This window comes from Bacteroides acidifaciens, assembly GCF_024623065.1.
In the GTDB taxonomy this organism is placed as follows: domain Bacteria; phylum Bacteroidota; class Bacteroidia; order Bacteroidales; family Bacteroidaceae; genus Bacteroides; species Bacteroides acidifaciens.
In genome coordinates, this window is record NZ_JANJZR010000057.1 from 1 (window position 1) to 21,475 (window position 21,475).

Annotated in this window: 23 protein-coding genes and 2 tRNA genes; 8 read left to right on the forward strand and 17 right to left on the reverse strand. The window is 42.0% G+C overall.

The window, feature by feature from the left end; all coding sequences use genetic code 11:
- Positions 1-68 precede the first annotated feature (68 nt).
- From NSB03_RS14550 to NSB03_RS14615, 14 genes are all read right to left on the reverse strand, one after another.
- Positions 69-494: a hypothetical protein gene (locus NSB03_RS14550; protein ID WP_257466466.1), complete on the reverse strand. Its 426-nt coding sequence runs from the start codon at positions 492-494 to the stop codon at positions 69-71.
- The gene (locus tag NSB03_RS14555) at positions 491-940 is read right to left on the reverse strand and encodes a VRR-NUC domain-containing protein (protein ID WP_024987870.1); all 450 of its coding nucleotides are present in this window, start codon (positions 938-940) and stop codon (positions 491-493) included. Before NSB03_RS14555 ends, NSB03_RS14550 begins: the two co-directional genes overlap by 4 nt.
- Before the next feature lie 177 nt (positions 941-1,117).
- The gene (locus tag NSB03_RS14560) at positions 1,118-2,854 is read right to left on the reverse strand and encodes a DEAD/DEAH box helicase (protein ID WP_024987871.1); all 1,737 of its coding nucleotides are present in this window, start codon (positions 2,852-2,854) and stop codon (positions 1,118-1,120) included.
- Complete coding sequence (locus NSB03_RS14565; protein WP_024987872.1) at positions 2,851-3,459, reverse strand: hypothetical protein; 609 nt, start codon at positions 3,457-3,459, stop codon at positions 2,851-2,853. Before NSB03_RS14565 ends, NSB03_RS14560 begins: the two co-directional genes overlap by 4 nt.
- 24 nt (positions 3,460-3,483) lie before the next feature.
- Positions 3,484-3,903 (reverse strand): NinB/YbcN family protein, encoded by a 420-nt coding sequence (locus NSB03_RS14570; RefSeq protein ID WP_004311528.1) that lies wholly within the window; start codon positions 3,901-3,903, stop codon positions 3,484-3,486.
- 3 nt (positions 3,904-3,906) lie between these two features.
- The gene (locus NSB03_RS14575) at positions 3,907-4,380 is read right to left on the reverse strand and encodes a single-stranded DNA-binding protein (protein ID WP_004311527.1); all 474 of its coding nucleotides are present in this window, start codon (positions 4,378-4,380) and stop codon (positions 3,907-3,909) included.
- A complete protein-coding gene (locus NSB03_RS14580; protein ID WP_135036109.1) occupies positions 4,377-5,285 on the reverse strand; it encodes a hypothetical protein in 909 nt (302 codons plus the stop codon). Before NSB03_RS14580 ends, NSB03_RS14575 begins: the two co-directional genes overlap by 4 nt.
- A 5-nt stretch (positions 5,286-5,290) precedes the next feature.
- The gene (locus NSB03_RS14585; RefSeq protein WP_024987873.1) at positions 5,291-6,073 is read right to left on the reverse strand and encodes a hypothetical protein; all 783 of its coding nucleotides are present in this window, start codon (positions 6,071-6,073) and stop codon (positions 5,291-5,293) included.
- A 235-nt stretch (positions 6,074-6,308) separates the two neighbouring features.
- Positions 6,309-6,391: transfer RNA gene (locus tag NSB03_RS14590), tRNA-OTHER, on the reverse strand.
- 845 nt (positions 6,392-7,236) lie between these two features.
- Positions 7,237-7,494, reverse strand: coding sequence for a hypothetical protein (locus tag NSB03_RS14595; protein ID WP_024987875.1), 258 nt, complete (start codon positions 7,492-7,494; stop codon positions 7,237-7,239).
- 17 nt (positions 7,495-7,511) lie between these two features.
- Complete coding sequence (locus NSB03_RS14600) at positions 7,512-7,718, reverse strand: hypothetical protein (protein WP_024987876.1); 207 nt, start codon at positions 7,716-7,718, stop codon at positions 7,512-7,514.
- A 25-nt stretch (positions 7,719-7,743) separates the two neighbouring features.
- Positions 7,744-7,877: transfer RNA gene (locus NSB03_RS14605), tRNA-OTHER, on the reverse strand.
- 274 nt (positions 7,878-8,151) lie between these two features.
- Entirely contained in the window at positions 8,152-8,457 is a 306-nt protein-coding gene (locus tag NSB03_RS14610; protein WP_024987877.1) for a hypothetical protein, read from the reverse strand.
- Positions 8,458-8,478: 21 nt separating this feature from the next.
- Entirely contained in the window at positions 8,479-8,787 is a 309-nt protein-coding gene (locus NSB03_RS14615; RefSeq protein WP_024987878.1) for a hypothetical protein, read from the reverse strand.
- Between the two features lie 166 nt (positions 8,788-8,953).
- On the opposite strand from NSB03_RS14615, the gene NSB03_RS14620 reads away from it, so the two are divergent.
- From NSB03_RS14620 to NSB03_RS14630, 3 genes are all read left to right on the forward strand, one after another.
- Positions 8,954-9,334 (forward strand): XRE family transcriptional regulator, encoded by a 381-nt coding sequence (locus NSB03_RS14620; protein ID WP_257466467.1) that lies wholly within the window; start codon positions 8,954-8,956, stop codon positions 9,332-9,334.
- A gap of 23 nt (positions 9,335-9,357) precedes the next feature.
- Entirely contained in the window at positions 9,358-9,837 is a 480-nt protein-coding gene (locus NSB03_RS14625) for a hypothetical protein (RefSeq protein WP_024987880.1), read from the forward strand.
- A gap of 920 nt (positions 9,838-10,757) precedes the next feature.
- Positions 10,758-10,970 carry a hypothetical protein gene (locus NSB03_RS14630; protein WP_024987881.1) on the forward strand — a complete coding sequence of 71 codons (213 nt, stop codon included), beginning with the start codon at positions 10,758-10,760 and terminating at the stop codon, positions 10,968-10,970.
- 40 nt (positions 10,971-11,010) lie between these two features.
- On the opposite strand, the gene pgl is transcribed toward NSB03_RS14630, so the two are convergent.
- Genes pgl through gnd form a run of 3 tightly spaced genes read right to left on the reverse strand, consistent with a single transcriptional unit; the run spans position 11,011 to position 14,767 of the window.
- Positions 11,011-11,745: a 6-phosphogluconolactonase gene (gene pgl, locus NSB03_RS14635; protein ID WP_257466468.1), complete on the reverse strand. Its 735-nt coding sequence runs from the start codon at positions 11,743-11,745 to the stop codon at positions 11,011-11,013.
- Complete coding sequence (zwf, locus tag NSB03_RS14640) at positions 11,742-13,238, reverse strand: glucose-6-phosphate dehydrogenase (protein WP_024987882.1); 1,497 nt, start codon at positions 13,236-13,238, stop codon at positions 11,742-11,744. The genes pgl and zwf overlap by 4 nt, the downstream gene beginning before the upstream one ends.
- A 53-nt stretch (positions 13,239-13,291) precedes the next feature.
- Positions 13,292-14,767, reverse strand: a complete 1,476-nt coding sequence (gene gnd / locus NSB03_RS14645) for a decarboxylating NADP(+)-dependent phosphogluconate dehydrogenase (RefSeq protein WP_257466469.1) — start codon at positions 14,765-14,767, stop codon at positions 13,292-13,294.
- Between the two features lie 109 nt (positions 14,768-14,876).
- On the opposite strand from gnd, the gene NSB03_RS14650 reads away from it, so the two are divergent.
- The 5 genes from NSB03_RS14650 to NSB03_RS14670 all read left to right on the forward strand — a co-directional run bounded on the left by NSB03_RS14650 (position 14,877) and on the right by NSB03_RS14670 (position 21,455).
- A complete protein-coding gene (locus NSB03_RS14650) occupies positions 14,877-16,055 on the forward strand; it encodes a dicarboxylate/amino acid:cation symporter (RefSeq protein WP_024987883.1) in 1,179 nt (392 codons plus the stop codon).
- Positions 16,056-16,138: 83 nt separating this feature from the next.
- On the forward strand, positions 16,139-17,209 hold the full coding sequence (gene gmd / locus NSB03_RS14655; protein ID WP_257466470.1) for a GDP-mannose 4,6-dehydratase: 1,071 nt from the start codon (positions 16,139-16,141) through the stop codon (positions 17,207-17,209).
- A gap of 100 nt (positions 17,210-17,309) precedes the next feature.
- Entirely contained in the window at positions 17,310-18,380 is a 1,071-nt protein-coding gene (locus tag NSB03_RS14660; RefSeq protein WP_024987884.1) for a GDP-L-fucose synthase family protein, read from the forward strand.
- Between the two features lie 210 nt (positions 18,381-18,590).
- On the forward strand, positions 18,591-20,249 hold the full coding sequence (locus NSB03_RS14665) for an AMP-binding protein (protein ID WP_024987885.1): 1,659 nt from the start codon (positions 18,591-18,593) through the stop codon (positions 20,247-20,249).
- Between the two features lie 57 nt (positions 20,250-20,306).
- A complete protein-coding gene (locus NSB03_RS14670) occupies positions 20,307-21,455 on the forward strand; it encodes an LA_2272 family surface repeat-containing protein (RefSeq protein WP_024987886.1) in 1,149 nt (382 codons plus the stop codon).
- Positions 21,456-21,475 lie beyond the last annotated feature (20 nt).

Consider the following 21,475-nt stretch of genomic DNA (forward strand, 5'->3'; position numbering starts at 1 on the left):
AAATATACATAAAAGTTCTCTCATATCAGCGGATAGAGAGAACTTTTTTTTCGGTGGGGACTTTTTAGTCAGCCCCCTTTCTTTATCTTTGTCTCTGTCTTATATTCTTCTTTAGGGGGTATGGGGGAGCTTTCTTGAAAAGGTGTCCCTAAAGGGTGCCCTAAAGGTATCCCTAAAGGATGCCGTAAAGGTGGTATATTTTGCATACCTTTTTGTACACCTTTGATAGAATACATTGATTTATTGCCTCTTCCATTGCCTTGTTTACATTCAATAAGACCTGCTTGAACTAATCTATTTCGGGCGGACTTGAATACTTTTACAGACACTCCCACGTCAGATGACACCTTTGTATCACTACGTGTCCAGTTATCCTCCCAGCCTAAACGATTCGCAATTTTTAGCAAGTAAAAATAAAGCCTCGTTTCACAGCAGGAAAATTGCCAGCTTTCGTCAAGTTCCCAAAACCTATTGATAAGTTCAATATAAGTCATATCAATTTATAATAATTCCGTAAGACATTGTTTATATAAGGTTGAGGGTCGGCTTTCAGATAATAGCAAACGCTATTAATGAACTCAATCAACCCATGACAAACGACATATACACTACCATATTTCTCAACTAAGGCCTGCCACTCTTTTTGCTCATCAAACTGCGTTCCGGCACGTTTACCTTTTACATATGGAGTTTTCATCTCTATGCAAAGACTGCTCTTACCACCGCGAGGAAAAAGCAGAATCAAGTCAGCAACACCAGCGATGGCACCTTCATATTTACGCATAGCACCGCTTTTCTTTGTCCTGACGCCGCCGTTTGGTATAGCAAAGAGTAGAGGGCCGACATTGGGAAACGTTTCTCTGAACCAAGTTACACAAATGTGTTGTATCTTGGTTTCAGAATATTTCACCTCCAATTTACGAATATCTTCTTCAGTCATTTTTCTGCTTGTTTTTTGAAATCGTAGCACATTCATTTAGAAGGTCAACGATTTGTTTACACCTGTTCCTGCAACCGACAAAGGATATTATGGTTTCCCATTCAGGACCGAACAACATTTCTTTCTTGTATTCCTGAATATGAGTTCTCTGCCCAATTATAACTAATCTAAATGGCTTCATAATTTATCCCTAAACAAGTCCATTGCAAGATTCACCATATTCTCTTCTACTTGGTCATCCGTTCCGGTTACACCGTTAGCAATGTTCTTCTTTGTTTGAATCACATCATACATATACTTGTCAATAGTATCCTTACCTAAGAAGTAATAGCAGTTAACATTGTTCTTTTGACCGTTACGGTGTGCTCTATCTTCTGCCTGTTCGCAATCACTGAAAGTCCAAGGGAACTCTATAAAAGCAACACGACTGGCAGCAGTCAAAGTAAGCCCGGTACCGCCCGATTTGAAATTCAGAATAATCAGTTTACAATCCGGATTATTTTGGAAAGAGTCAACGGCATATTGCTTTTGGTTGACACTATCGGAACCCGTTACAGTAACAGCTTTAGGAAATTCCTTTTTCAGTTCTGCTACAACTTCTTTCAAGTAACCGAAAAGTATCAGCTTCTCACCACCGTCGATAACATCATGGACAAATTCACAAACAGCCTTGATTTTACCTCTGGCAGATATCTGCTTTAAAAGCTGCATCTGCACCATAACGGCACCATTCATTGATTTCTGCACTTGTTCATCCGAAGCGTTCTTGTACTTCTTCAAGTATTTTACCATATCAGCCTCGGCAGCCTTATACTCTTTGGTGGTAGTGATATCAACTGTCAAGTATTGACGAGTCTTGTCCGGAAGTTGTGTAAGCACCTTTGACTTCTCACGACGAAAGAAGCAAGTATTCCATAGTCGCCAATTCAGTTCTTTAACGTTGGATGCCTGTTTGGGACCATCACAATATCTTTCAACATACCGGCTATAACCTCCAAAGTCCTCTAATCGACCTAATATTTTTAGCTGTTGTATCAAGTCTGTATTATTGTTAACAACAGGAGTACCGGTCAATGCGAATATATAACGTTTACCTTTGCAGATACCTTCAACATATTTGCTCTGTTGAGTTTTACTTGATTTGCATTTATGAGATTCGTCAATGATAACAGACCTAAACAAAGAGACACGCTGATCGAAAGCAATACTTTTCATTGTAAGCTTGGATTCCTTATTTACAGCTTTTACAAAAAATTTATTAAGCGATTCATAATTAGTAATGAACACCTCACAAAGTGGACTGCCATCAGACCTTTTACACTCATAAAATGATTGCCAGGACTGTCGGTTTCTGTCATCAAGGATAATCGAATTCATACCTGCGAACTTCTTAAACTCACGCTGCCAGTTTACTTTCAACGCAGCAGGGCAAATTACAAGTACTGGAAAAGACTCACCATAAATGGGCGCTTCCTTATGTGCTTTAACAACTGCACATATGGCTTGCAATGTTTTACCTAATCCGGGCTGGTCACCGAAAAAACAGCGTTTGTGCTCTATTGCATACTGTACTCCTTCAAGTTGATACTCGTAAGGTTGAAGTAACATATAGTGTTCACCGACAAAAGGTTTCATCGGAGGAATATCATAATTAATATCTTCAGTTACCTCACGTTCCTTGACAGTAGAACAATAACGCATCTGAACAGCCCATTGCGCAAAAGCTCTCACATACCAATTCGCATCACGTCCAATAGGATAACGCGTATCATTGATACTAACAAGCCACGCCCGGTCTGTTCCGTCATAGCGTGGCTTACTTGGTATCATCTTTATGACCTCGACCAACTTTGGGTGATACTCGAACTGAATCCGGTACAGATTGGGCGTCTTAGTCACATAAATTGGTTTCATGAAGCAGGTTCTAATACTAATTCATGATGTTCAACTGTTGAACATATCCCGTTATCTTCACCATCTTCATTCATTGCATCAGTAGCTTCATCAACCTTGTCAAACGGGTCCTCACCATCTTTAAATTCAAATTCCCTTTGAATCTCCGAACATTTATTCTCTGTAACATAAAGCTCTGCTTCATACAAGAAATTATAAACAGCATCACGAAACTCCTCACAATGCACATACGATTCATTGTCCGGATCGAAACCAATACCAGGAGAACAAAGATTAAGGACTTTGCTCGTCATAAGGGTTCGCTTACCTGTCAACACACAAACCTCAAAAGAAGAATCACCACCAATGCTAACGCCGGTTACATTGAACTTTTTGAAGAACTCATCTTCAAGACATGACTCTGGACGTTCCCAATTAATGTACTGGGATTCTTTCTGTTCTGTAATATCGACAATGTAGGGTATGAGCTTGTTTAGCGAATCCTTCAAATCCGGATGAACAGGATTAATCCCCTTGAAAACAATATCGTTTCCTTCCTTGTCTGCATAGACCACTTCAAGACATCCCTTTTTGGTCAATTTTGCTTTTGAAATATTCAAATCCATTTTAATTAAACTTTGAGTTAATACTTACCTATGCAGGTATTCATTAATAAAATCTTTATAGTACTGGTCAACAGGCAATGGCAAATTGATTCCTAATTCGGTGGCAGCATCAGCCTGAACCTTATCCATGAAAGTTTTCATTTGGATCGTATTCAATTTAGAAGTACTTCCAACAACCGACACAATATTTCCATTCATACATATTTGCCGTGGAAGAAACTTACGGCAATAGTAATCATGAACATCCAACTTATCCGTGCCTGTCTCCCTCTCAATACAGGCAAACCACAGCCACATGAGCGCGTTCTGCGACAGGGTACGTGGTTCTACCTTTCTCTTGATGCTTACAGTGTAAGTTCCATTTTTGAGCGTGGAACAGAGGTAGTCAAACGACTTATCCATTGTGACTACCCCATTTTGTTTTGTTAGAATAGCTTCTGCCATATCTTAGAATGGTAAATCATCAGGCGGTGGTATCTGTTGATATGGCTGTTGCTGATATGCAGGCTGCTGTACTTGTTGTTGCTGTCTCTGTGTAGGCTGTTGCGTTGGTAACGGTGGTGGTACAGGAGCAGCCTGTTGCTGAACTTTCGGTGTAAGCATCTCAATACTATCAACAAAGACTTCAGTTATGTAACGTTTAACTCCTTTGCTATCGTCATAGTTACGAGTGCGTAACTTACCTTCTATATACAACTTATCTCCTTTATGGACGTACTTCTCAACTATTTCAGCAGTCTTATTCCAAAAAATAAGATTATGCCATTCTGTACGTTCCGGCACTTGGGTTCCATTTTGTAAGGTGTACGCCTTATCTGTTGTGGCAAAAGATAAAGAAGCTACTTTCGCTCCACCGTCCAATGTTCTCACATCCGGGTCTTTACCGGCACGTCCTATAAGAATTACTTTATTAACACTCATTTTCCTTCCTCCCTTATAGTTACACGAATACTATCCGCTTTAGTTGATGTTTTTAAATATTGAGAATATAGTTCCGGGTGATCTTCCTGAAACTTCTTTGCATCAAAACTCTTACCCGTTGAAGAGGGAGTATAGCTAACACGCAGCCGACCGGCATCCCATGATTTAACACCGTTCTCACGCATGGCACTTTTAAGCTGTTCCTTATAACCTTTCTGCACTTCAGCGATATAACTCGCCTGTTCCTCTATATCAATAATAGTAGTTACTAATTGCATAGGAATAAGCAGCTTCTCATCGGCTGGAACAGGAGCATTAGGTAAGAACTGTTCACCTTTAATCTCACACTCCAGTAATCTCTTAACCTCTGCATCCGGTTTACGCTCAATCTCAACCAATTCAGATTTATCACCTCGTAGCCAAATTCCAAACAATTTATCAACTTTAATTAGTGGATTTTGAAGTTCAAACAAATAGGCATAAATTGATAACTGCCAACTCAAATACTCACGGTCAAGACTTGCAGTAGTCTTGATGTCGCCAAGGCTGATTTTCTCGTCCTTTTCCCAAACACAATCAATATTCGATGCAAAATATTCATTATCTGAAACAGTGTACTCATTGGCAAAAGCCTTATATCCGGCATTTACTCTTTCCCTGATATAATTAATAGCTTCAATACTTTCAGGAGGTAAGCCTGTTACATCAGCAAACTGGCATTGAGCATGAATAAGGCTACCCTTCTCTGCAGCTCTCTTCAATACAAAATCGGGGACATCTTTATATTTGTCAGGGAACAACTGCCGGCTAATCATACCGGTTATACCTTGCAACTGTTTTTCACCGAGCATATAAGTGTGGTTTTCCTCATTGAAAACCACACTGGATTTCACTAATTCTATCATTATTATCAATTTCTAGGAGGATACGTTTTCTGCATGTCAATAGTTATGTTTCTGAACTCCTTATTATTGTGAAGTTCGGGATGTTCAGCCCAAACTCTCTCAAGCTCTTCGCGGCTTTTAACACCAGTCATTTGTTTAATTGCACGATCTAGGTCTACACCAGTATATACTTTGCCCGAAGCGTTTGAAGCAGAAACATTGGGAGCATATACTTTTTCCTTTGTATTACCATAAGCAAAACGAACGCGGTTTTTATTGTCCACAATAACAAGTAAAATAATCTCCTTTTGCTCGTTATAACCAATCTCTTTTACACTGAATTTGGTGTATAGAGCAGGAGAACCTGTTTTGCTCTGATATATTTCATTTTTCTCAAGTGGAATCCAAATGAAAGGACCCGTATAAAGTTCACGCCCAATTCCCCAGTTAAATCCTGCACGTTTAAAGGCGTCCGAAGCCTGCCCTTTCTCTTTTTCTGTGCTAGATTCTGTCCCAACATCCTGTTTACTCACCCATTCCTTCTTTTCATTATCCCAAATGGACAACGTACAGAATAGATTCCCATTAACGACATCATGGTGCCGTTTCCAGTTCATTTCTCCGAACACTTCATCAAGTATTCTCATGTCTACTCGAGCATCCTTGTATAATAGCAAGGAGCAGCCCGAACCGTCCGGTTTCATAGTACCAACCCTACATTCAATTTCAGAAGCTAGAAGCGGTCTGATAGAATTATTCTTCTTCTCTTCATTCTGAACCGTTGATACAGTGTTTTTTCTCGCTGTCATAATTCTAATTTAATGGTTTGACTTTTAGTTCATTACATCAGTAAAGGTAATCGTTATTGACAAGTTTAGCAAACAGAAACTTCGCCATTTTAACGCCATTTTCAGGTAGTAAAAACTGCCTGTACGATATTGTACAGGCAGAAAAATAAGAAAATGAATAATCCAATGTACCTTATGGAACGGCTACGCTTGAAGGGTGTACGGCTCCCTGATTTATACATAATGTAAATGCTAGTGGACGGAACCGGAGTCGAACCGGTCTCACGGAATATTGGTGCACCTCACCGTAGTTTCAGCCAACGATATACATATCCGCCCGATTAATTAAAAAGGTGCACTATCTTCACAGACCATACACCCCAATCACAAACACAAAATAAAACACGACATTAACTATTAAATAGCACTCTCACGAGCTTCTTGCTTCCGGATAGCCGTTCAAAGCACACCGGAATAGTATAGAACAATTAAAACTCAAATAACAGGGGCTTTAACCCTACAGCGTCCTTTTCGCTGGCAACATTAGTTAAACATAAAAAGAAAAATTCTCTGTGAAGGAACCCGGACTCGAACCGAGATGAGTTGTCATGCTCACTACATCTAAGGGCTGACACTCCCTATTGTTGAGTAGCGCGTCTACCTATTCCGCAATTCCTTCAATTCGTAGCCAGACGATTCTGGCTACATTGATTGATTGTTATTGATACAAACATAATTTTCCCCCTCACGGGTTACTTAACTCTGATTGAGTTGAGCCGGGAAACGGATTCGAACCGCTGACCTCATGTGACGACTTCTAGTACACCGTTGGAAACATACTCATTATTCTGAAAGGCTTCAGAACGCCTATAATTTTCTGTTTTTCTCCCAAGAATGTACGCCATGCGCTCTGACCAACTGAGCTACCCCGGCAGATGCCCGGCGAACCGGGCTAAATAAACATGACAAATACTAAAATTAAGCAATGCAAACCTTCACAGGCTATTTTTATATTCTTCCCCTTTCCTCATATTCGAATCTCACAGCCAATAGTACAACAGTTATAATGAATATGAGATATGACCAGGCGATATCACTTCGCGTAGCTTCGATTCCCCCACCTATATACATAGCTACCAATATGGCAACTACTGTAAAAATGTTATGAATGAATTTTATTTTTTTCATCTCTTCCGTTTTTTAGGTTTAACTTTCTTTCTCGAACATCGGCAATGAAGTAATACCTGAGCAGCATTACAATGCCATTTACCATTTTGAACATTTACAGGCTTATCACTTTCAATCTTACCTGCTTCAATGAGACTAATCAACTTTTTTTCGCCACCGACATAGTATGCTGACTTATCTTTTCCGAATATCTCTGTCGAAAACAATCGGAGAATGTTATCCAGCAATATTTCAGCCATTTCACCTCTAATCATCTCAATAAGCAAATAAGTTAAGTAGTTCTAGTAACCTTAAATATTCCATCCTGAACATAAGATTTAGTAGTCCAGGACATGCCTTCCCCTTTTTCTTTATATAATCTCTGATTTAAAGTGAAAACCACAGACGTTTTTTGAGTAATGGGAAACACTTCTTCATCACCGACATCCATGTTTCGCAAAACATTGATTATACTGCGTTTCTGAATTTCTTTTTCCATACAATTAAATTTTAAATTAAACTTGAAGCGATGAGCGGATTCGAACCGCCGACCTCTGCTTGTGGTGCTCTTCCGTTAAGCTAAGAGTATTTCTTGAGAGACTCGAACTCTCAACCATCCACCACACACAGCGCTCTAACCTGCCTGAGCTACATCACCTTTATATACATAAAGCAAATACCTCGATTTGCCGACAAACGTCTAACTGATTTAGTTTTACAACGATACGGCTTGACCATTAACCACAGCATTATATCGTTGAGAAGCCCGCCTACGTCAGTAATCCCTTTCGGCACGTGTCGGCTTCCAAAACACCATTTTACCAATATGTCAAAGAACTCTTCTCTGTTGTTCCCAGTCTCCCTTCAAGGGCAGGCTCAAAGACCGGACTGGGTGCCGGATAACCGGCGGTTTGGTTTGACTTTAGTGAGGGTTATTTAGTTGCTTCATTTGTTATCGCTCGAAGAACAACAGAAGCAGCAGCCAGAGAATCTTTAACCTTTGCAAGTTTATCGGACTCACTTTGCCACCATTCTTTATACATATCAGTTGATTCTTTCTGTACCTTCACTTCATTCTTCAATGATTCATTTTCAGCACGTAGTTCCCCAATAATCATCTCATTCTCGATAGCTTTCGCTTTTAATTCAGCCTCGTTAGTGGTACTTTTATCAAGATTCATAGACAGTTCTTCTACTTTCTCAATAAGCTGTTCTTTAGTAAATTTTTGTAGTTCCATAATTTAAATATTTATTGGTTATTAATCTCCGACATAATGTGCACCGTAATGAGTACTATTTGAGTTATAGTAAGCGGAAGCGGGAATACTGAGGTTATTGTATCCCTCATGTCTTGTAGCTTTAGCCGCTTTGTTCATTACCTCGTTTCTTTCTGATAAGAATTTATCCGTTCTTGCTTTCATGGCTTCCTGTGAGAAATTTTCTTGAAGTTTTGCAAGTCTCCAGGTAGCTTTCAGAACCTCTCCAAAAGTTTTTCCCTGCTTTTTGCCTGAATACTTATAGGTTCTATGAGCATTTCTCATTATTTCGGATAAATCAAATCTTTTCATGTTTGTCACATTTATTGAGTTTCACATTTGTTTTATCAATCAATTTTTGTATGTTTGTATGATTGATTGATTTATGATGCAAATATATTCTCATTTGAGAGAATGTGCAAATTTAAAACTTAAATTATTCTCTCATTTGAGAGAATTTAACTTTTACAAACTGCATATGATTACAAGAATTAAAGACATTATTGCATACTACGGACTTAGTACAAGAGCATTTGCAATGAAATGTGGATTAAAAGACAACACATTCTCCAACCAATTAAATGGAATGAGAGAACTTAGTTTGACTACAGTCAATGCTATATTATTCTCAAATGAAGAAATATCCGCAGAATGGCTGTTAAGAGGAAAAGGCTTCATGCTTCTTCAAAAAGAAGAAACAGAACCAGGAATGGAGAAATTGAAAAGTATAGTATATACCATAGCCAATTTGCAGGATGAAATCAATGAGAAGACAGTGCTTACTCAACGGCTTTTGGAAGAAAACCAAAAATTAAAGGGTGAACTGGCTATGCTAAAGAATGAAAGAAATGTAGGTTAGGCAATAAATTTAAATCAAGACACATGAACGCACAATTATTAATCAAGTTCATTATAGGATTAGCTATAATAGCATTGATCTTAACAAATAAGATAGTGCCCTATTTACGAGACAAATTATTCATGAATATTTCTAAAAGTGGATATTTTAGAATTATTCTAGCAATCACAGTTGTCTCCGTGTTTGGAGTGGCATTCAATAATTATCAAGAAAGTAAGCAAAAATATACTGTTGCAGATAATGAGAAAGTAAAAAAAGAAAGATTAATTAGAAATGCTTTCGAAGCATCAAAAAATGAAGTAAAGCTACAGTTAAAATCTCCCTCAACAGCCAAATTTGCGACGGAATTTGATGATGAATCGAAATATAAAATTAATGATGATGAATCTGTGATTATTCAATCATATGTTGATGCGCAAAACTCATTTGGAGCAACGATACGCACGCATTTTCGATGTACAGTAGATAAATATGGCAATGTAAATAACTTAGCTACATGGTAAATCCTTATTATTCATTCATATGACACCTAGATATTTAGACAGTACATAAACAGTTTATTTCCGTATTCTTGTCCAAGACATAAATATGGCATAGGTATATATTCTGAAAATGAGGTCATTGTATCAGAAACAAAATAATTAGTCTAGTTTAGTTTTTGTGTTGAATGGCTTCCTCGTCGGCGGACGAACAAGGAAGCCATTTTTATAACAGATATACAGCAATTTACAAATTATAATCGAGGATCAGTTGTAATTCTTGGGGGATTTGGTTCAGTACACAGCCATATCCCTAAGAAATGATTCATTCCCGTGCGGAAATGAACCAAAACACCCCCTGCGAGAATAGGTTGTAGCCAGGGGGAGTGCTTTCAGCGCATTCAGTTTTTTCAGACTTGACAGTAGAGCTATATATTCATCGTGGTAGGTATATATACTCACCGTACTGGATATATATATCCACCATGATGGATCTATATGCCCACCAAGTGGGGTATATAGATTCACCATGTGAGCAAAAATGAGCCGGAGGCATACACTTCTGTCTTCAGGAGTGCCTTCAGCCCAAAACACCGATGAAAAGGGGCTTTTTGAAGAACTGAAGGCTGAAGGTGTTTTTTTTCTTTTTATATTTGGTAGGAGATTTGGCTGTAACAAGTAGGAGACTTGACAGAAACAAGTACTACACTTAATGAAATGATATAGGAGACTTGAGGAACTCAAGTACATGGTTCGGCTTACTTCAGTACTGCTTTGATTCAGCCACGCACCGGAATGAATCTTTTTTTAGGGATATGACTGTGTACTGAATCAAATCCCCCCAATTTTCAGACTGAGCCTAACACTTTTCGCAAAATCCGTGCACCGGGATTTCGGATTGAGCCATATTTTCCATAACTTTGCAGCGACAAAATATCACACAAATGGAATATGCTGTAGAAGAGTTGAAAAGTGCACTAATAGAGAAATGTGAAAGTGAAGGAATCTTATACGCAATGGTTGCAGTAGACCGTCGTACGAAAGAAATAATTCTTCCTGATACTTTAAAAGGAGCGTTGCAACATCCTGAATACTTTGTATGTACTTGCAAGAAAGTAAAAGATGAATATATAGTAGAGGAGATTACGAAAGTGTAACTCTCCTCGATTGCCGATAAACATACTTTCCGGCATTTGTTTAGTTTAAATCTTTTTTATTCAGGTCATCAATATACAAAGCAGCTCCTTTATCCATAAACAGTTCTACATTCTGTGCATGATGGGCAATGTATGCTGCTGGTCCGGTATCACCCGAATTACAGATTTCTTCTACTACATCCGCTTTGCTTTTTCCCGTTATCAGGAATATGACATGACGGGCATTCAGAATGGGATAGCCGGTCATTGCAATACGTTTTTGTCCGTTGCGGGGATGGGTGCTGAGCACATAAATGTTATTGGAAGTCAACAAATCTTCTTGTCCGGGGAAAATGGAAGAAGTATGCCCGTCATCTCCTGCCCCCAACAATATAATATCAAACTCCGGCCAACCTTGCTTGAACGGCACTTGCTTCTTGACTAATTCTGAATAGCGGACAGCTTCTTTCAGAGGCTTTGCTTCACCACGAATACGAAATACATTCTCATAAGGAATAGGAGCCAATCCTAAAAGAAGGTTACGCATCATCCCATAATTACTGTCCGAGTCAGCGGGCGGCACACAACGTTCGTCCACCCAATAGATGTGCATGCGGTTCCAGGGAGTAATATCCATATACTCATTCGCCCATAAGTCGAACATCAGAGCAGGGGTGTTGCCACCGCTCACCGCTATATTGAACACCTTGCCAGGTTCTTCTTTTATGATTTCCACCAGGCGGAGTATCAACTCCCGGGACGCCTCTATGGACGAGGGAAAAACTTCTAGTCTCATAATTCACAATATTGATCTGTGTTTGTCAAATTCTTACAGGGATTCGTCCAGTCAGCTCCATGTTCGTGCATCATAGCTTCACTTTCCAAAGGTCCCCACGTACCTGCAGGATAGCCGTAAAGAGGTGCATCGGGATTCTCTTTCCAATAACGGAGTACCGGTTCGAAGAATTTCCATGAGGCTTCCACTGCATCACTTCGAGTAAACAAGGTCGGGTCACCCTGGATACAGTCGTCTATCAGACGTGCATAAGCGTCGCCACTAGGCACACCACCCAACTGGGCATAACTGAAGTCCATTGTCACCTGACGGACTTCGAAGCCTGCACCGGGGACTTTCATTCCAATCTTGAGGACTATTCCTTCGTTTGGCTGCAAACGAAGAATCAATTTATTTGCCCGTGGACAGTTTCCACCGGCACAATGAAACATCTGGTGGGGTGTCTCCCGGAAATGCACAACGATTTCTGTCACCTTTGTCGGCATTTGTTTGCCTGTGCGGATGTAGAACGGAACACCGCTCCAACGCCAGTTACCGATACCCAATTTCATGGCAATATAAGTTTCCGTGCGCGAATCGGGGGATACGCCTTTTTCTTCACGGTATCCTTTCTTGCTGCCGGAAGCAGTATATTGTCCGCGAACGATGTGTTCGTTTAAGTCTTCTTCATCCAACGGAGTCAGAGATTCGTAGACCTTCACGACTTCGTTACGGAAATTATCAGCGTTGAAAACAGCAGGCGGCTCCATAGCCGTGAGGGCTACAAGTTGGATAAGATGGTTCTGCACCATATCACGCAAGGCTCCCGCCGTTTCGTAGAATCCGCCACGCTGTTCGATACCGAGATTTTCGACGGCAGTGATTTCTACATAGTCGATATAGTTCCGGTTCCAGAGCGGTTCGAAGATACCGTTAGCAAAACGGAAAGCCAGTACGTTCTGGGCAGTCTCTTTGCCAAGGAAATGGTCGATACGGTAAATCTGCTGTTCGTTGAAGACCGAAGCATAGATTTTGTTCAGTTCACGTGCCGATTCGAGGTCGTAGCCGAAAGGCTTCTCAACAATGATACGTGAATGAGGAGTATTGAGTCCGGCTGCTTTCAGATGCAGGGGCACTACGCCATAAAGTGACGGCGGAGTGGCAAGATAGAACAGCAGGTTATCAAGATCTACCTCGTTGGTCAACTCTACTAGCCGTTGACGAAGTGTCAGGTAACCTTCTTCTTTTGCCGGGTCCATTGGCAGGTAATACAAATGAGAGACAAAGGCATCCATCAATGCCGCATCCTGTTCTTCAGACTTCACAAAAGTCTGAAGTTCACCTAATATATATGAACGGTAATCCTCGTCAGAGTAGATTGTACGCCCGATACCCACGATACTGTAATCTCCGGTCAACCGCTTCTCGCGGAAGAGGGAGCAAAGGGCGGGCATCAATTTACGCTTGGTAAGGTCGCCGGACGCACCGAAGATAATCATTGCAAATTTATCCATTGTCGCTTTTTATTTCTTACTTATAAAACAATCTTATCACTCATCATATCCTGTCAGACATTGTACGTGCCTGACTTCGTATCGCCACCGTGGCCCGTCCAGTTTTCGTGGAAGAACTGTCCGCGCAACTCGTCTTTACGTTCGAAAGTATGCGCGCCGAAATAGTCACGCTGTGCCTGTACAAGGTTGGCGGGCAAATCGGCAGAAGTGAGCGAATAGAAATAGTTCAAGGCGGAAGAGAAAGCAGGAACAGGAAGTTCTTCTTTCATAGCTTCGGCCACGAGGCTCTTCCAACCGGGAAGTAACGTTTTCATCTCTTCCTTGAAATAAGGAGCCAACAACAAGTGCTTAGGCTTGTCGGTGGCTTCGAAGGCGGCTGCAATGTCGTTCAGGAATATGCTGCGGATGATGCATCCACCACGCCACATACGGGCAATGGAAGCCAAGTCGAGATGCCAAGCGAAAGCGTCGGAAGCACGTTGCAACACAGCGAATCCTTGGGCATAGGAGACGAGCTTGGAAGCATAAAGAGCAGAGAAAATATCCTTGACGAGTTCCACCTTATTATATATAGGTTGTGTATCTTGGCACTGGAATTGTTTGGAAACCAGGCGGCGCAAATCTTTCTGGGCGGAGAGACTGCGTTCAAACACGGCTGTGGCAATCAGTCCTAACGGCATGCCGAGTTCCATAGCATTGATGACCGACCATTTGCCTGTTCCTTTCTGTCCGGCAGCGTCCAGAATCTTATCAATGAGATAACCGCCGGCTTTGTCTTTATGACGCAAGATGTTGGCAGTAATTTCGATAAGGTAACTGCGAAGTTTGCCTTCGTTCCAACGGGCGAAAACGTCTGCCATTTCCTCATTGTTCAAATCGAGCAGTTTCTTCATTACCCAATAGGCTTCGGCAATCAGTTGCATGTCACCATATTCGATACCGTTGTGAATCATCTTCACGAAGTGACCGGAACCAGCCGGGCCTACCCATTGGCAGCAAGGAGTACCGTCCGGCGCTTTTGCCGCAATGCTCTGAAGAATCGGTTTCACTTCCGGCCATGCTTTTTCCGAACCGCCGGGCATGATGGAAGCACCGTTCAAAGCCCCTTCTTCACCACCGGACACGCCACTGCCGACGAAAAGGAAACCTTTCGATTCGACAAGCTCGACACGGCGGTTGGTATCCTCGTAATTGGAATTACCACCGTCGATAAGAATATCACCGGATGAGAGCAATGGGAAAAGCTGCTCCATCAGTTCGTCTACCGGACTTCCGGCACGAACCATCATCATTATTTTCCGGGGAGTAGCTATTGAGTCTACAAAAGCTTTTATATCTGTGAATCCTTCGATATTTTTGCCTTTTGCCCGGCCGTTCATAAAGCGGTCTACTACTCCTTCTTCCACTCCGGGAACGGTACGGTTATAAACCGATACATACCATCCCTTACTCTCCATGTTTAAAGCAAGATTCTCGCCCATCACAGCCAAGCCGATAAGCCCTATATCTGTTTTATTCTGATTTGCCATAACTTGTATATTTTGTAATAATGTTTGTCATAGTAACAATTGAAATGAACATTTGTTCAATATATTTAGATTAAAATATTATTTTTGCGGGCAACAAATAGAAACAGAAATGAAGAAAATCAAAATCGGTTTACTGGCCCGTATTGTCATCGCTATCATTCTAGGCATTGCCATCGGCACTTTTTTCCCGGCTCCGCTGGTACGGATATTCGTCACTTTCAACGGTATTTTCAGTGAATTTCTGAATTTCTCCATTCCGTTGATTATCCTCGGACTGGTCGCTGTGGCTATTGCCGACATTGGCAAAGGCGCGGGAAAGATGCTGCTCATCACTGCTCTGATTGCTTACGGGGCTACTCTGTTTTCGGGTTTTCTCTCCTATTTTACCGGAGTCACGATATTTCCGTCGCTTATCGAACCGGGCGCGCCACTCGAAGAGGTGAGCGAGGCACAAGGGATTCTCCCCTACTTCTCCGTATCCATCCCCCCGTTGATGAATGTGATGACGGCTTTGATTCTCGCTTTCACGCTCGGGTTAGGGCTCGCTTCGCTGAACAGCGATGCGTTGAAGAATGTGACACGGGATTTTCAGAAGATTATCGTCCGCATGATTAGTGCGGTGATTCTGCCTTTATTGCCGCTTTACATCTTCGGCATTTTCCTGAATATGACACATTCGGGACAAGTATATTCTATCTTGATGGTATTTATCAAAATCATCGGAGTAATCTTTGTCCTGCATATATTCCTGTTGGTTTTCCAATACTCCATTGCGGCACTGTTTGTACGCAAGAATCCGTTCAAACTGCTCGGTAAGATGATGCCGGCTTATTTCACGGCGTTGGGTACGCAGTCATCGGCCGCTAGCATTCCCGTAACGTTGAAACAGACGAAGAAGAACGGAGTTTCGGCAGATATTGCAGGATTCGTAATTCCGCTGTGTGCCACGATTCATCTGTCGGGCAGTACGCTGAAAATCGTAGCTTGCGCACTGGCGTTGATGATGATGCAAGGAATACCGTTCGACTTCCCCCTCTTTGCCGGTTTTATCTTTATGTTGGGAATCACAATGGTGGCGGCGCCGGGCGTTCCTGGCGGGGCTATCATGGCTGCTTTGGGAATCCTACAATCCATGCTCGGTTTCGATGAATCGGCTCAAGCCTTGATGATTGCTCTTTACATTGCAATGGATAGTTTCGGAACAGCTTGCAACGTCACTGGTGACGGAGCTATTGCGCTGATTATCGACAAAATGGTGAGCAAAAACCGTGCTGAACAACTGTGCTGAAAAATAAATGAAAAGTGGTTTGCATATACAGCAAAAAATGCCGACATTTGCACCTACATTTTCAATTATTAAAAACATAGCGTATGAAAAAAGCCCTAATTTCAGGCATCACCGGGCAGGATGGTTCTTATCTTGCCGAGTTTTTATTGCAAAAAGGTTACGAAGTACACGGTATTCTCCGTCGTTCTTCTTCGTTCAATACAGGACGTATTGAACATTTGTATTTTGACGAGTGGGTGCGCGACATGAAACAAAAACGTACTATCAATCTGCATTATGGGGATATGACAGATTCCAGTTCGTTAATCCGTATTATCCAACAGGTGCAACCGGATGAAATCTACAATCTGGCCGCCCAAAGCCACGTAAAAGTTTCATTCGACGTTCCCGAATACACAGCCGAAGCGGATGCTGTCGGCACACTGCGTATGCTCGAGGCAGTACGCATCCTGGGACTGGAAAAGAAAACCCGCATCTATCAGGCTTCTACTTCCGAATTGTTCGGCAAGGTGCAGGAAGTGCCACAAAAAGAAACAACTCCGTTCTATCCCCGCTCTCCGTACGGGGTAGCCAAACAATATGGTTTCTGGATTACTAAGAATTACCGTGAAAGTTACGGTATGTTCGCTGTAAACGGTATCTTGTTCAACCATGAGAGCGAACGCCGTGGCGAAACTTTCGTTACCCGTAAGATTTCTTTGGCTACCGCACGTATCGCGCAGGGAGAACAAGATAAACTGTATTTAGGTAATCTGGATGCACGCCGCGATTGGGGATATGCCAAGGATTATGTAGAATGTATGTGGTTGATTCTGCAACATGATGTTCCCGAAGATTTCGTGATTGCTACAGGAGAAATGCACACTGTACGCGAGTTTGCGACACTGGCTTTCAAAGAGGCAGGTATCGAACTTCGTTGGGAAGGTGAAGGCGTGAACGAAAAAGGCATCGATGTAGTTACCGGAAAGACTCTGGTAGAAGTTGACCCCAAATATTTCCGTCCGTCGGAAGTGGAACAATTGTTGGGCGACCCGACTAAAGCGAAAACTTTATTGGGATGGAATCCGTGCAAGACTTCATTCGAAGAACTGGTAAGTATCATGGTCCGCCACGATATGGAGAAGGTAAAACGCATGATAGCCACCAAACATTAAATGAATTTCATTTCACCACAGAGGACACAGAGGACACGGAGGATTTTATTTTTTCCTCTGTGCCCTCCGTGTCCTCTGTGGTGAACTAATAAAAGATAAAATGGAAAAGAATGCAAAGATATATGTAGCAGGACATCGCGGACTTGTGGGATCTGCTATCTGGAAGAATTTGCAGGATAAAGGATACACCAATCTGATAGGCCGCACGCACAAAGAGCTCGACTTGCTGGATGGAATGGCTGTCCGCAAATTCTTCGATGAAGAACAGCCGGAATATGTATTCCTTGCCGCCGCCTTTGTAGGAGGCATCATGGCAAACAGCATCTACCGTGCCGACTTTATATACAAAAATCTGCAAATTCAACAGAACGTTATCGGAGAGAGTTTCCGCCACAACGTGAAAAAGTTGCTCTTCCTCGGCAGCACGTGTATTTATCCACGCGATGCCGAACAGCCGATGAAGGAAGATGTATTACTTACTTCACCGTTGGAATATACCAACGAGCCGTACGCAATCGCCAAAATTGCCGGACTGAAAATGTGCGAGAGCTTCAACCTGCAATATGGCACAAACTATATCGCTGTAATGCCGACCAATCTCTACGGTCCGAATGATAACTTCGACCTGGAACGCAGCCATGTATTGCCTGCCATGATTCGAAAAATCCATCTGGCTCACTGTTTGAAAGAAGGCAATTGGGAAGCTGTACGCAAGGATATGAACCTGCGTCCAGTAGAAGGTGTCAATGGTGACAGCTCCAAAGAAGAAATCCTCGCTATTCTAGGAAAATATGGTATCAGCGACACGGAAGTGACGCTTTGGGGTACAGGCACTCCGCTTCGTGAATTCCTTTGGAGCGAAGAAATGGCAGACGCCAGCGTATTCGTCATGGAACATGTGGACTTCAAGGATACCTATAAAGAAGGTGACAAAGACATTCGTAACTGCCACATCAACATCGGAACCGGTAAGGAAATCACAATCCGCCAACTAGCCGAAAGTATCGTAGAAACCGTAGGATATCAAGGTAAACTGACTTTCGACAGCAGTAAACCGGACGGCACTATGCGGAAACTGACCGACCCTTCAAAGCTGCACGCGCTCGGATGGCATCATAAAATCGAAATCGAGGAAGGCGTACGGAAAATGTACGAATGGTACTTGAAATAAGAAGTAAAAAAATCTGTTGATATGCTATCAGCATCATTATTTTAGCTCATAGCATATCTGATTTTCATTATAGCATATCTGAATTAGCTCATAGCATATCACAGATTTTCTCCCTCTCCCCCCCTCTACCCAAAAATTCTTCACTCGTAGTTCTTCATTCTTAATTTAATTGTTATATTTGTACTTGTTAATACCAAATGTGCAAAAACAATGGAACAAAGTTTTATAGCTTACATTGAAAACAGTATCAAGAATAATTGGGACTTGGATGCCCTGACCGATTACAAGGGTGCCACCCTACAGTATAAAGACGTAGCTCGCAAAATCGAAAAACTCCATATCATTTTTGAAGAAAGTGGAATCCGCAAGGGAGACAAGATTGCCGTATGCGGAAGAAACAGTTCACATTGGGGAGTAACTTTCTTGGCTACGCTGACATACGGAGCGGTTATCGTGCCTATTCTCCATGAGTTTAAAGCAGACAATGTGCACAACATCGTCAACCACTCCGAAGCGAAATTGCTACTTGTAGGAGACATGGTATGGGAAAACCTGAACGAATCGGCAATGCCGCTATTGGAAGGTATCCTGATGATGAACGATTTCAGCCTGCTGGTATCACGCAGCGAACGCCTGACTTACGCCCGCGAACATCTGAATGAAATGTTCGGTAAGAAATACCCAAAAAACTTCCGAAAAGAACATGTCGCATATCATAAAGACGCCCCCGAAGAATTAGCCGTTATCAATTATACTTCCGGCACGACCAGTTATTCCAAAGGAGTAATGCTCCCCTACCGCAGTTTGTGGTCGAATACCAGATTTGCATTTGATGCGTTGGATTTGGAAGCCGGAAATAAAATCGTATCCATGCTTCCTATGGCGCACATGTACGGATTGGCTTTCGAATTTCTTTACGAGTTTGCCGTCGGATGCCACATTTACTTCCTGACCCGCATGCCGAGTCCGAAAATCATCTTCCAGGCATTTGAAGAAGTTAAACCCAGCTTGATTGTGGCTGTCCCGCTCATCATCGAAAAAATCATAAAAAAGACCGTACTTCCAAAACTTGAAACTCCTGCTATGAAGATATTATTGAAAGTACCTATCATCAATGATAAAATCAAAGCAACAGTACGCGAGGAGATGATAAAAGCATTCGGTGGGAACTTCAAAGAAATTATCATCGGGGGAGCTGCATTCAATCAGGAAGTGGAACAATTCTTGAAAATGATTGATTTCCCTTATACGGTAGGATATGGAATGACGGAATGCGGCCCGATTATCTGCTACGAAGACTGGACAAAATTCAAGCCGGGTTCTTGCGGAAAGGCTGCCCCCCGTATGGATGTACGGATTCTGTCTTCCGACCCGGAGAATATCGTCGGAGAAATTGTATGCAAAGGTCCGAATGTAATGTTGGGATATTACAAGAATGAGGAAGCTACACAAGAAGTTATCGATAAAGACGGTTGGCTGCACACAGGCGACCTCGCATTGATGGATGCCGAAGGCAATGTAACTATCAAGGGACGCAGCAAAAACCTGCTTCTCAGCGCAAGTGGGCAGAACATTTATCCTGAAGAAATCGAAGATAAACTGAATAATATGCCGTACGTAGCCGAAAGTATCATCGTTCAGCAGAACGAAAAACTCGTCGGTCTTGTTTATCCTGATTTTGATGACGCTTTCGCTCACGGTCTGAAGAATGAGGACATCGAACGGGTAATGGAAGAAAACCGGGTGGCACTGAATACAATGCTGCCGGCATATAGCCAGGTTTCCAAGATGAAAATTTATCCCGAGGAATTCGAAAAGACACCGAAGAAGAGCATCAAACGGTATTTGTATCAGGAAGCTAAAGGTTAAGGCTACTAAACATGGCATAGAAGAATATAACTTAAACCGAAGATAAAGAGATATAGAATGAAGATAAAGAAAACAATAATCACGGCGGCTATCCTAATGGCTGCCGTTTGTTTGCCGGCACAGAACAAGAGTGCCGGTATTAATATTTCCATTTGGAAAGATATTTGCACGCAACCGCATGACAGTACGCAGACTACTTATGTGAATATCGGTCTGTTGTCTACTATGAATCGTCTGAATGGGATAGGAATCAACGCATTGGGAAGCGTAATCCACGGTGATATGAACGGTGTTCAGATTACAGGATTGGCAAACTTGGCAGGTGGAACAATGCGAGGCGTTCAAATAGCCGGTATCAGCAACATCAGTGGAGACAATACGGTAGGATTTTCCACTGCCGGACTGGTTAATATAACCGGTGACGGTACACGAGGAGTAACCATTGCCGGACTTACCAGTATTGGTGGAGACAACACCTCGGGAGTAATGATAAGCGGTTTTATGAATGTGACAGGGAATATGGCTTCAGGTGTCCACTTTTCCGGTGCAGCGAATATCACAGGACAGAGTTTCAATGGTATGATGACTTCCGGACTTTTGAATGTGGCAGGCGAAAACATGAATGGTCTGCAAATAGCCGGCATTGCCAATATTACGGCTACAAAGTTGAATGGCATGCAAATAGCATTGTGCAATTACGCTACAAAAGCCCGTGGACTACAGATTGGTCTGGTCAACTATTACAGGGAAGATATGAAAGGACTTCAATTAGGATTGGTCAACGCGAATCCTAATACAAGAATACAGATGATGGTATATGGCGGTAATGCGACTCCTGCCAATGTAGGTGTACGCTTCAAGAACCAATTATTCTATACGATTTTGGGAATGGGTTCCATGTACCAAGGACTGAATGACAAGTTTTCTATGAGTGCGTCCTATCGTGCCGGGCTGTCTCTTCCTATTTATAAAGGGCTCTCCATTAGTAGTGACCTCGGATACCAGCATATAGAAGCTTGTGACAATAAAGATGAAGTAATTCCAAGACGCCTGTACGCATTGCAGGCACGTGCTAATTTGGAATATCAGTTCACCAAGAGATTCGGTGTCTTCGCGACAGGTGGTTATGGTTTGACCAGGTTCTATAATAAATCAAGCAATTACGATAAAGGAGCCATTATCGAAGCGGGTATTATTCTTTTCTAAGTTAGTCTCATCTCTAAAAG

Coding starts and splice junctions, on each gene's coding strand:
- NSB03_RS14570 (WP_004311528.1), bottom strand. CDS start 3,903: ATGGCAGAAGCTATTCTAACAAAACAAAATGGGGTAGTCACAATGGAT.
- NSB03_RS14550 (WP_257466466.1), bottom strand. CDS start 494: ATGACTTATATTGAACTTATCAATAGGTTTTGGGAACTTGACGAAAGC.
- NSB03_RS14660 (WP_024987884.1), top strand. CDS start 17,310: ATGGAAAAGAATGCAAAGATATATGTAGCAGGACATCGCGGACTTGTG.
- pgl (WP_257466468.1), bottom strand. CDS start 11,745: ATGAGACTAGAAGTTTTTCCCTCGTCCATAGAGGCGTCCCGGGAGTTG.
- NSB03_RS14610 (WP_024987877.1), bottom strand. CDS start 8,457: ATGGAACTACAAAAATTTACTAAAGAACAGCTTATTGAGAAAGTAGAA.
- NSB03_RS14620 (WP_257466467.1), top strand. CDS start 8,954: ATGATTACAAGAATTAAAGACATTATTGCATACTACGGACTTAGTACA.
- NSB03_RS14575 (WP_004311527.1), bottom strand. CDS start 4,380: ATGAGTGTTAATAAAGTAATTCTTATAGGACGTGCCGGTAAAGACCCG.
- NSB03_RS14630 (WP_024987881.1), top strand. CDS start 10,758: ATGGAATATGCTGTAGAAGAGTTGAAAAGTGCACTAATAGAGAAATGT.
- NSB03_RS14615 (WP_024987878.1), bottom strand. CDS start 8,787: ATGAAAAGATTTGATTTATCCGAAATAATGAGAAATGCTCATAGAACC.
- NSB03_RS14650 (WP_024987883.1), top strand. CDS start 14,877: ATGAAGAAAATCAAAATCGGTTTACTGGCCCGTATTGTCATCGCTATC.
- gnd (WP_257466469.1), bottom strand. CDS start 14,767: ATGGCAAATCAGAATAAAACAGATATAGGGCTTATCGGCTTGGCTGTG.
- NSB03_RS14665 (WP_024987885.1), top strand. CDS start 18,591: ATGGAACAAAGTTTTATAGCTTACATTGAAAACAGTATCAAGAATAAT.
- NSB03_RS14555 (WP_024987870.1), bottom strand. CDS start 940: ATGACTGAAGAAGATATTCGTAAATTGGAGGTGAAATATTCTGAAACC.
- NSB03_RS14595 (WP_024987875.1), bottom strand. CDS start 7,494: ATGATTAGAGGTGAAATGGCTGAAATATTGCTGGATAACATTCTCCGA.
- gmd (WP_257466470.1), top strand. CDS start 16,139: ATGAAAAAAGCCCTAATTTCAGGCATCACCGGGCAGGATGGTTCTTAT.
- NSB03_RS14625 (WP_024987880.1), top strand. CDS start 9,358: ATGAACGCACAATTATTAATCAAGTTCATTATAGGATTAGCTATAATA.
- NSB03_RS14560 (WP_024987871.1), bottom strand. CDS start 2,854: ATGAAACCAATTTATGTGACTAAGACGCCCAATCTGTACCGGATTCAG.
- NSB03_RS14670 (WP_024987886.1), top strand. CDS start 20,307: ATGAAGATAAAGAAAACAATAATCACGGCGGCTATCCTAATGGCTGCC.
- NSB03_RS14565 (WP_024987872.1), bottom strand. CDS start 3,459: ATGGATTTGAATATTTCAAAAGCAAAATTGACCAAAAAGGGATGTCTT.
- NSB03_RS14585 (WP_024987873.1), bottom strand. CDS start 6,073: ATGACAGCGAGAAAAAACACTGTATCAACGGTTCAGAATGAAGAGAAG.
- NSB03_RS14600 (WP_024987876.1), bottom strand. CDS start 7,718: ATGGAAAAAGAAATTCAGAAACGCAGTATAATCAATGTTTTGCGAAAC.
- NSB03_RS14580 (WP_135036109.1), bottom strand. CDS start 5,285: ATGATAGAATTAGTGAAATCCAGTGTGGTTTTCAATGAGGAAAACCAC.
- zwf (WP_024987882.1), bottom strand. CDS start 13,238: ATGGATAAATTTGCAATGATTATCTTCGGTGCGTCCGGCGACCTTACC.